General features: G+C 49.6%; 7 protein-coding genes. 4 read left to right on the top strand and 3 right to left on the bottom strand.

The window, feature by feature from the left end; translation table 11 throughout:
* Positions 1-1,069: 1,069 nt before the first annotated feature.
* The gene (locus Q0257_RS12235) at positions 1,070-1,804 is read right to left on the bottom strand and encodes an alpha/beta hydrolase-fold protein (RefSeq protein ID WP_298025163.1); all 735 of its coding nucleotides are present in this window, start codon (positions 1,802-1,804) and stop codon (positions 1,070-1,072) included.
* 79 nt (positions 1,805-1,883) lie between these two features.
* Between Q0257_RS12235 and abc-f the strand changes: the two genes are divergently transcribed.
* From abc-f to Q0257_RS12215, 4 genes are read left to right on the top strand one after another with little or no spacing between them, the layout of a single operon-like run.
* Complete coding sequence (abc-f, locus tag Q0257_RS12230; RefSeq protein ID WP_298025161.1) at positions 1,884-3,836, top strand: ribosomal protection-like ABC-F family protein; 1,953 nt, start codon at positions 1,884-1,886, stop codon at positions 3,834-3,836.
* A gap of 5 nt (positions 3,837-3,841) precedes the next feature.
* Positions 3,842-5,050, top strand: coding sequence for a M48 family metallopeptidase (locus Q0257_RS12225; protein ID WP_298025160.1), 1,209 nt, complete (start codon positions 3,842-3,844; stop codon positions 5,048-5,050).
* Complete coding sequence (gene prmC, locus Q0257_RS12220; RefSeq protein WP_298025158.1) at positions 5,037-5,837, top strand: peptide chain release factor N(5)-glutamine methyltransferase; 801 nt, start codon at positions 5,037-5,039, stop codon at positions 5,835-5,837. The genes Q0257_RS12225 and prmC overlap by 14 nt, the downstream gene beginning before the upstream one ends.
* 7 nt (positions 5,838-5,844) lie before the next feature.
* Positions 5,845-6,501 (top strand): uracil-DNA glycosylase, encoded by a 657-nt coding sequence (locus Q0257_RS12215; RefSeq protein ID WP_298025157.1) that lies wholly within the window; start codon positions 5,845-5,847, stop codon positions 6,499-6,501.
* Between the two features lie 482 nt (positions 6,502-6,983).
* On the opposite strand, the gene Q0257_RS12210 is transcribed toward Q0257_RS12215, so the two are convergent.
* Both Q0257_RS12210 and Q0257_RS12205 read right to left on the bottom strand, forming a co-directional pair.
* Positions 6,984-7,379 (bottom strand): YbgC/FadM family acyl-CoA thioesterase, encoded by a 396-nt coding sequence (locus Q0257_RS12210; protein ID WP_298025156.1) that lies wholly within the window; start codon positions 7,377-7,379, stop codon positions 6,984-6,986.
* Complete coding sequence (locus Q0257_RS12205; RefSeq protein ID WP_298025155.1) at positions 7,369-7,893, bottom strand: DUF4149 domain-containing protein; 525 nt, start codon at positions 7,891-7,893, stop codon at positions 7,369-7,371. The genes Q0257_RS12210 and Q0257_RS12205 overlap by 11 nt, the downstream gene beginning before the upstream one ends.
* Between the last annotated feature and the right edge of the window lie 405 nt (positions 7,894-8,298).

Below are 8,298 nucleotides of genomic sequence, written 5' to 3'. Positions count from 1 at the left end.
CGGCGAGGATAGCGAGCTGTGGAGCAATTACAAAAAAATTCTGCCCTTTGCGTAGATGGTTAAATTTAGGGTGTGCGGTTAGAATTCGGTGCATTTGCAGCTTTTCGCAGTTGGTTCCGAGCAAATGTAGCAAATGACATAGTGAGCGCGAGTAATGGAGCGGTCGGCGCTATCTGTATAGCGAGAGAAAAGGCGAAACGTGCGTCGGGCAAAGCGCTCAGTAGAGAGCTGATAATGAAGCATGCGCCGCGAAATTTCACAGGGCAAAATTCTGCAAACGGTAATTCGCGAAATTCTGCAAATTCCGCCGCCGCAAATTCAGCAAGTGTCGGCTAAGTGTTCACTAACTGCTAAATTTTAAAATTTAAACCGAGCAGCACGTATCGTAGTATCAAAGCACTCTTTGGCGCAGCGCAAATTTTGAAATTTCAGCAGTTTAATTTAGTTCGCAGGTACGCTAAATGAAACGGTGAGATCATACACGGCTCGCGCTGCTGTTAAAATTAGCTTGTAGGCACGCTAAATTCTATCGAGTGCGACTACAAGGCGCGTATGATAGAGTTTAAATTTAGCTTGCAGGCGCGCTAAATCCTAGCTGCGACATAATTTGCTTTAAATTTTATAATGACGGCTCGCTTGAAATTTTAAACCACTAGCGCAATCTGCAAAAATTTAGCGACATCCCGCCTGAAATCTGCATTGCACCACGCCGCCTGTGCCGCATCGGTGCCGCGTCGCATGATTTACGCTCAAAGCTGCTAAAATACCAACGACGCTCCGTGTTGTTAGTGTACTTATGGCGGAACTACCGCTTTACGCGAGTATAGTATGACGACGCGCTGTCCTATTCACGCCGAATTGCGCTGCATCATTCTTGCCGCACCGCTTGCGTTATAAAATTTTAATGCGGGTTTGTTTTAAATTTCATTGCATCGCGCGAGAAACCGTTGCGCGAGAAATTCTAACGGCGGCTCGCTTAAATTTACACTTCGTGCCGCTTCTTAGCTAGTTTCTTTTAATCTCTCACCGCACTTTATTCTGTTGCTAAATTTTAAAATTTCCACGAATTTTAAGAATTTACGAGGCTTAAAAGTGCTTTTGAAATTCTTGCGATCTCATCTTGCATATGCCCGCCCGGATTTTGCTCAAACTCCGCTTTTGCGCCCGCGCCGCGGCATTTTGCGATGAAATTTCGCGCCGTCTCGCCGCAGAGTGCTCCGCGCGGATTTTTCGGGTTCATCTCGGCCTCGCCCAAGGACGCGTAGACGTGCGCCAGCCCCCTTTGCGGCGAGTGTGCGGCGACGAAGGCGTCAAATCCGCCGAACCAAAACGACGCTGAGACGCAGGCGATCTTTTGAAATTTATCGCTCGCAAACGCCGCATACGCGCTAAAAAGCCCTGCCAGCGAGTATCCCGCGCACGCTCGCCACGCAGGTTTGCCCGCGCCGAATACGTGTCGCTCGATACGCGGGATCAGCTCGTTCGTAAATTTTTCCAAGTGCGCCGCGCCGCCACCTGCGAAATCGCGCACCCCCTTAAACGGCGATTTTGCCGCCCATGGGCTAAGCTTTTCGCACCACTGCGCCTCGCTTAGATAGATCGCTGCAAGCATGAAATCCGCGCCGCTTCGTCGCGAGACGAACTCGTAAATTTCGCCCACACTGGCCGCGCTAAACTCCAAGGCGTGCAGGTAGATGATCGGTGCGGACACGGCTTCTTTTGCAAAGAAGGGCGCAGGCGCAAAAGACGGCGCGTGCGGGGCGAAAATTTCTACGCGCAAGCCGCCAAATTCCAAACTTTGCATCGCTGAACCTTTAAAAGTTATTAAAATTTAATAGAATTTTGTGTAAAATCACCGAATTTAACACTAGAGGAACTTAAAATTGGCTTTGATCGAGCTTATCGATGTTACGAAAAAATTCGGCTCCCACATCGTTTTAGACGGCGTAAATTTCGCACTGGACGCTAACGAGCGCGTCGCCGTGATCGGCAAAAACGGCGGCGGCAAGTCCACGCTGATGAAGATCGTCGCGGGTCTGTGCGAGATCGACGAGGGGCGGATCATCACTCAAAACGGGCTAAACATACAGATGCTTGCTCAAACGCCGAAATTCGATGAAAACCTCTCGGTTAAAGACGCGCTGCGAAGGGAGCTAGCCGAAATTTACGCCGCCCTTAGCGAATACGACGCGATCTCGAGCGAAATCGCCGCACAGCCCGAAAACAAGGAGCTTTTGGTGCGCCAAGACGAGCTGATTAAATTTATCGAAGCCAAGGACGGCTGGCAGATCGATAATAAGATCGAGCAGGTGCTGCAAAATTTCGGGCTTAAAATTTACGAAAACCGCTCGGTCTGCACGCTTAGCGGCGGCGAAATTCGTCGCGTGGCGCTGGGCGCGCTGGTGCTTAAAAAGCCCGACGTGCTGCTGCTGGATGAGCCCACGAACCACCTCGACGTCTATATGGTGAAATTTCTAGAGGATATGCTGCTTAGCTCGAAGCAGACGATTGTTTTTATCAGCCACGATCGCTACTTCATCGACCGCTTGGCGACGCGCAGTATCGAGATCGAAGAGGGTAAAATTTCAAATTTCGACGGCGGATACGAGAACTATCTGAGGCGCAAGCAGGAGATGCTTGCTTCGCTCGAAAAGTCCCACGAGACGCTGCTTAAACAGCTGCGCGCCGAGGAGGAGTGGCTGCACCGCGGCGTAAAGGCGCGCCTAAAGCGCAACGAAGGGCGCAAGGCGCGCATCATGCAGATGAGGCAGGATGCGAAAAAAAACCCGGGCGCTATCCGTCGCGTGCGGCTCGAGCTGGAGCGCGCGAGCAGGAGCTTTAACGGCACGGGCGGCGACAATCGCAAAAAGATGCTTTTTGAATGCACGAATATCGGCAAAATTTTAAACGGCAAGGTGCTTTTTAAGGGCTTCTCGGCGCGAGTTTTGCAGGGCGAGCGCATCGGCATCGTAGGCGCTAACGGCGCGGGTAAAAGCACTTTGCTTAAAATTCTACTCGGCCGCAGCAAGATCGATGCGGGCGAGATCAAACGCGGCGAGATTAGGATCGGCTACTTCGATCAGACCCGCAGCGGCATCACGGACGATAAAAGCATAATCGAAATTTTCTGCCCCAACGGCGGCGATCACATAAGCGTCCGCGGCAGCTACATGCACGTCTATGGGTATTTGAAAAATTTCTTGTTTCCGAAGGAGTTTTTAGATAAGCCCGTCGGCGTGCTTAGCGGCGGCGAAAAGAACCGCCTGGCGCTTGCCAAGCTCTTTACCGAGCAATATGATTGCCTGATCTTGGACGAGCCGACAAACGATCTTGATATCGCGACGATCAATATTTTGGAAGACTACCTGCTAAGTTTCGAAGGTGCCGTCATCATCGTAAGCCACGATCGCTATTTCATCGATAAGATCACAAATAAGCTTTGGGTTTTTGAAAAAAACGGCACGATCGATCAAATTCAAATGCCCTATTCGCAGTATTTGGAGTTTGAAGACGAGATGGCGGAGATTGATCAGATCGAAGCCGACGCTGGCGCGAGCGCGAGCGCAGAGGAAGGCGGTCGCGAAAACAAAAAGGAGAAAACGAGCGCCGCAAAGCTTAGCTACAAACAGAATAAAATTTTAGAAGAATATCCCGCTAAAATCGAGGCTATCGAGGCGCGCATAAAGGAGCTGAATCACGCGCTCTCGACGCCTGAAATTTATCAAAAGCTCGGTATGCAGGGGCTTTTTGAAGAACTTGAAGAAAAAAGAGGAACGTTAAACAGTATGGAAAATGAATATTACGAAGTACTCTCGCTCGCCGAGAGCCTAAAGTAGGCGCGATGGTTTGGTTTTTGATCTTTTTATACGCGCTTTACACGATTTATAAAATTTCGCTCGATTTGCTTGAGCTAAGCTTCATCCGCGCCAAGCTAAAAGAGCCTGCAGTGGTGCTTAGCGAGGAGGATTATCGCAAGGCGGGCGAGGTCGGCGTGGTAAATTTAAAATTTAATATATTTTCGCACTGCTTTTCTTTTGCGGTGGCGCTTATTTGGATACTTGCGGGCGCGGGCGCGTTACAGCGCGCGATATATGATCTAGCTGGCGACGGGATTTTTGCGCAGAGCTGCTTCGTAACGGCGTTTTTAATCATCGGCGGCGCGATATCGCTTCCGCTTGAAATTTACAAAACCTTCGTCAAAGACAGACGCCTAGGCTTTTCCACGATAACGCCCGCCGTTTTCGTAAAAGATACGCTAAAATCGCTCATGCTCACGCTGGTTTTCGGCTTTGTGGTAGCCTCTGCGCTCGTTTTTTGCGTAAATAGTTTGGGTGCGCACTGGTGGATCTGGGGCTTTCTGCTAAGCTTCGGCATAGTTTTACTGATAAATTTAATCTATCCGACCGTTATCGCGCCGCTGTTTAATAAGATGCAGCCGCTAGAGCAAGGCGAGCTAAAAGAGCGCATAGAGGGGCTTTTGCAGCGCTGCGGCTTTAAAAGTAGCGGCGTTTTTACGATTGACGCGAGCAAGCGCGATAAGCGCCTAAACGCCTATTTCGGCGGCTTCGGAGCGACGAAAAAGGTCGTGCTTTTCGACACGCTCATAGAGAAGCTGAGCGAGGATGAAATTTTAGCCGTTTTAGGGCACGAGCTCGGGCATTTCAAACACGGCGACATTTTGAAAGGCTTAGCGCTTAGCTTCGTGCTTTTGGGCGCGACGTTTGCGGTATTCGGAAACCTCCCCGCAGGCGTATTCGGCGCGCTAGGACTTAGCGAGGGCGGCGGCGCGACGCTGGTTTTTATGATTTTGTTTGCGCCGATTTTGCATGCGTTTTTTGAGCCGGTGATCTCCAAGCTTAGCCGCATGCACGAATTTAGCGCGGACCGGCATGGTGCCAGCATGCAGGATAAAAAGAGTATGATCGGTGCGCTAAAGAAGCTAGGCAGCGAAAACAAGGCGTTTCCGCTCGCTCATAAAATTTACGCTGCGGTGTATCATTCACACCCGAGCCTGTATGAGCGCATAAGAGAGCTTGATGAGGATCGCTGAGGCGCTAAGATGGGGCCTGCAGCAGTGCGGCTCAAAATACGTCGCGCGCGAAATTTTAAAGCTTTGCGAGCGCCTTAGTGACGAACAGCTCGTGCTAAGATGCTCGGAAGAGCTCGCGCATGAAGCAGAATTTCGCGCCAAGATCGTTGAATTTAAAGACGGCCGCCCGCTTGAATACATCACGCAAAGCTGCGAGTTTATGGGCTTTAAATTTTACGTCGACGAGCGAGTGCTGATACCGCGCTGCGAGACCGAAATTTTAGTAAAAAAGACGCTTACTTTGGCGCAGAGCTTGGGCGAGCCGCGCATTTGCGAGATCGGCACGGGCAGCGGTATAATCGCTATTTGCTTAAAAAAACTCCTTCCTTCTTGCCGCATCACGGCCAGCGACATCAGCGCGGATGCGCTTGAAGTGGCGCGCGCAAACGCCGCAAGCTTAGGCGCGGACGTCGAGTTTGCGCACTGCGCCTACGCGGATGAGATCGCGGGCGAGTTTGATCTCATCGTCTCAAATCCTCCATACATCGCAAACTCCTATGCATTGGACGCGCGCGTGCTGCAGGAGCCGAAACAGGCGCTGTTTGGCGGCGAGAGGGGGGATGAAATTTTAAAACGCATCGTGCTGATCGCCGCACGGCGCGCAAAATTTCTGGCCTGCGAGATGGGCTACGATCAAAAGCAGAGCTTGTCGGCGTTTTTGCGCGAGCAGGGTTTTAGAGCGGAATTTTACAAAGATTTGGCGCAGTTTGATCGCGGATTCGTTGCGCGAAATTTAAACAGATCGTAGGCGCGCCATGCAAAGCTCGCAACTACGCAGGTTGCTTTATTACAAAGCGTTCGGCTACCGATACGTAAGCGCCGAAATTTTAAGCGGCGGCGCGCGATTTTTCAAGGCGCTGGATGCGCTAAAATCCGCTACCGCCGAGTGCAATCTCTGCGAGCTTGCTAAAACGCGCACGGGAAGCGCCGAGCAAAATTTTAAAAATTTCAAAACTATCAAAAATTTTAAAACTCCCGCGAGCGTAAAACTTATGATCGTAGCTCTCGCGCCGGGCGTTAGCGAGGGTTTTGGCGGCAGCTTGGAGGCCGAGATTGAAGCGGCGCTAGATCAAATTTGCGCGCCGGAAGAAATTTATTTTAGCTTTCTGATAAGGTGCGCGGTGCCGCAAAATAGGCGCGTAAGCTCGGAAATGATCTTAAAATGCGCGCCGTATCTGACTGATGAGATCAAAATTTTAAAACCCAAAGTCGTGCTCTGCCTGGGCGAGCTCTGCTGTAAAATCGTGCTGCGAAACGGCGATCTAGCGGGCATGGACGCGCTACACGGCTCGGTCTTTAACGAGGGCGGCATCAGCTTCGTGCCGAGCTTCGATCCCGCATTCATCGCGCAAAATCCGAGTAAGGCGGAGCTTTTCAAAGAGGATTTGCAAAAGATAAAAGAGCTGCTGTGAGGCGCATTTTAGCGCTCGTTTTGCGCGCTATTTTGATTTTGCGCGCAGCTTTTTGCGCGGGCGCCGCGATTTTCATTGCGGCGAGCGAGCGGACGGGGCGAATTTAACCTGCTTAAATTTCACGGACTAGCGGGATTAGCGAGGCAAAACACAGACTCGATCTGCGCGGGCTTAAATTTAAGGGCGAGAAATTTCATAAAGCGGCGGGGCAAGGCAAAATTTAACGCCATTGCAAAATTCTGATATTTTAAATTTTGTTTTCTATCTGGCTATCTCTAGGTGCGTAGGCGATTTATGTCGCGATGTAGCATCAAAATTTAAACCTTAACGCCGAGCGAAATTCTATGTCGTAAAATTTTATCTAGCCTGCAAATTTTATTACTGTCCAAGAGCTCTGCGCATTTTTAGATTTTACGCCGAAGGTCGGTCTGCGCTATGTTTGTGCCGCACGCGACTAGGAAATTTGAACCCGCGAAATAAATTTATTTCAAAGATTTGAAAAATTCTAAAATTTCGGCGTTAAATTTGATCGGCCTGCCTTCTTTTACGAAGGCGATTTTTACGTCCTGTGCGTATAAAAGCTCGCTAAAATTCGTGTTTTTAATATCTTTGATCTTGTAAATTTCTTGCCGCAAAAGGGCGCTGGCGTTTTTGAGCGCGGCTAGGCTCGTGCGAATTTCAAGCGTATCGCCGAGGCGCGCGGGGCGGAGAAATTTAGCGAAAAGCTCGCTAACTACGAAGTATGTGTCCGCGCGCGCGAAGTCTACCCCAGTCTGCATAAGCGCCTCGCTGCGCGCCCGCTCGCAAAATTTTATATAGTTGGCGTGATACACGATGCCCTGCGCGTCGGTATCTTCGTAGTAAATTTTAATCTGCATCGGCTGTGCTTTGCTCCGGTGCTGCCTTTTTTGTGGCGAGGGCGGGGAGGATTTTTGCGAAAAACAGCACCGTTTGAAACACGATGATGAGTTTCATGCACCACTCACTAGCCGCGTGGATTTGGGCAAATTCCGGCGTCATCGTCGCTTCTGCACCGATCTTTTGGGCATTTATGACGTAGTCGGTAAAGTAAAGCACGAAAAGTAGGGCAAGTATAATATTTATGAGCGTCAGCATCAGGGTCGAAAGGCGCAAGCGAAAGGATTGCGATTTGTTGTTGTTGAAATTTATCATCTCAAAAACGAGGCAGATGATCGAGACTGCGATGAGGATGCCGCCGTATTTTACGAAGATCTCGCTCATTAGCTTGCCGCTTTGAAAGTGTGATAGCACGCCCTCTCCGATAATCTGCTGCGGGAAAAATACCACGGGCGCGACGAGTGCGCCGAGCGAGAGCTCGATGCCGATAAGGGCCGCGATGATGAAGATATAGATAGAAAAAATTGCGCGCATAAAAGTCCTTTTAAATTTTAAATCGGACGTGATTATAGCGAAATCTTATAATCGTGCGCTTAAGTGTTTTGCAAACGGGTTTTATGGGCGAATGGGGCGGCGGTCATCGGTCGTAAATATGATGAAATTTTGAATCTCTGGATGCGGTCGCCTGTGAAATTTATAAAATTTTTACGGAGGGCGGAGATGAATTTATACCAGGCATGCTAAGCATAAAATTTCATTATATGAAATTTAAAATTTTCCAAATCGTTTTTCCAAAATTTCTCTTGCTTATTCAGCCCCCTTTAAGCATCACTTTTGTATAATCACAATTCTGTTTCGCACCGAGCCGAACCTGCTTCCTTAAGTCTTAAGTCCTAGTAGTTTTAGCCTTTTAGCGAACGTGTTTTTTAAAATTTTAAC

The organism is uncultured Campylobacter sp. (assembly GCF_938018035.1).
GTDB lineage: Bacteria > Campylobacterota > Campylobacteria > Campylobacterales > Campylobacteraceae > Campylobacter_B.
This window is presented reverse-complemented; position numbering and strand designations above follow the sequence as displayed.

Bases quoted from the DNA above. Each gene is read 5' to 3' on its own strand.
- Q0257_RS12225 (WP_298025160.1), top strand. From the start codon at position 3,842: ATGGTTTGGTTTTTGATCTTTTTATACGCGCTTTACACGATTTATAAA.
- Q0257_RS12205 (WP_298025155.1), bottom strand. From the start codon at position 7,893: ATGCGCGCAATTTTTTCTATCTATATCTTCATCATCGCGGCCCTTATC.
- prmC (WP_298025158.1), top strand. From the start codon at position 5,037: ATGAGGATCGCTGAGGCGCTAAGATGGGGCCTGCAGCAGTGCGGCTCA.
- Q0257_RS12210 (WP_298025156.1), bottom strand. From the start codon at position 7,379: ATGCAGATTAAAATTTACTACGAAGATACCGACGCGCAGGGCATCGTG.
- Q0257_RS12215 (WP_298025157.1), top strand. From the start codon at position 5,845: ATGCAAAGCTCGCAACTACGCAGGTTGCTTTATTACAAAGCGTTCGGC.
- Q0257_RS12235 (WP_298025163.1), bottom strand. From the start codon at position 1,804: ATGCAAAGTTTGGAATTTGGCGGCTTGCGCGTAGAAATTTTCGCCCCG.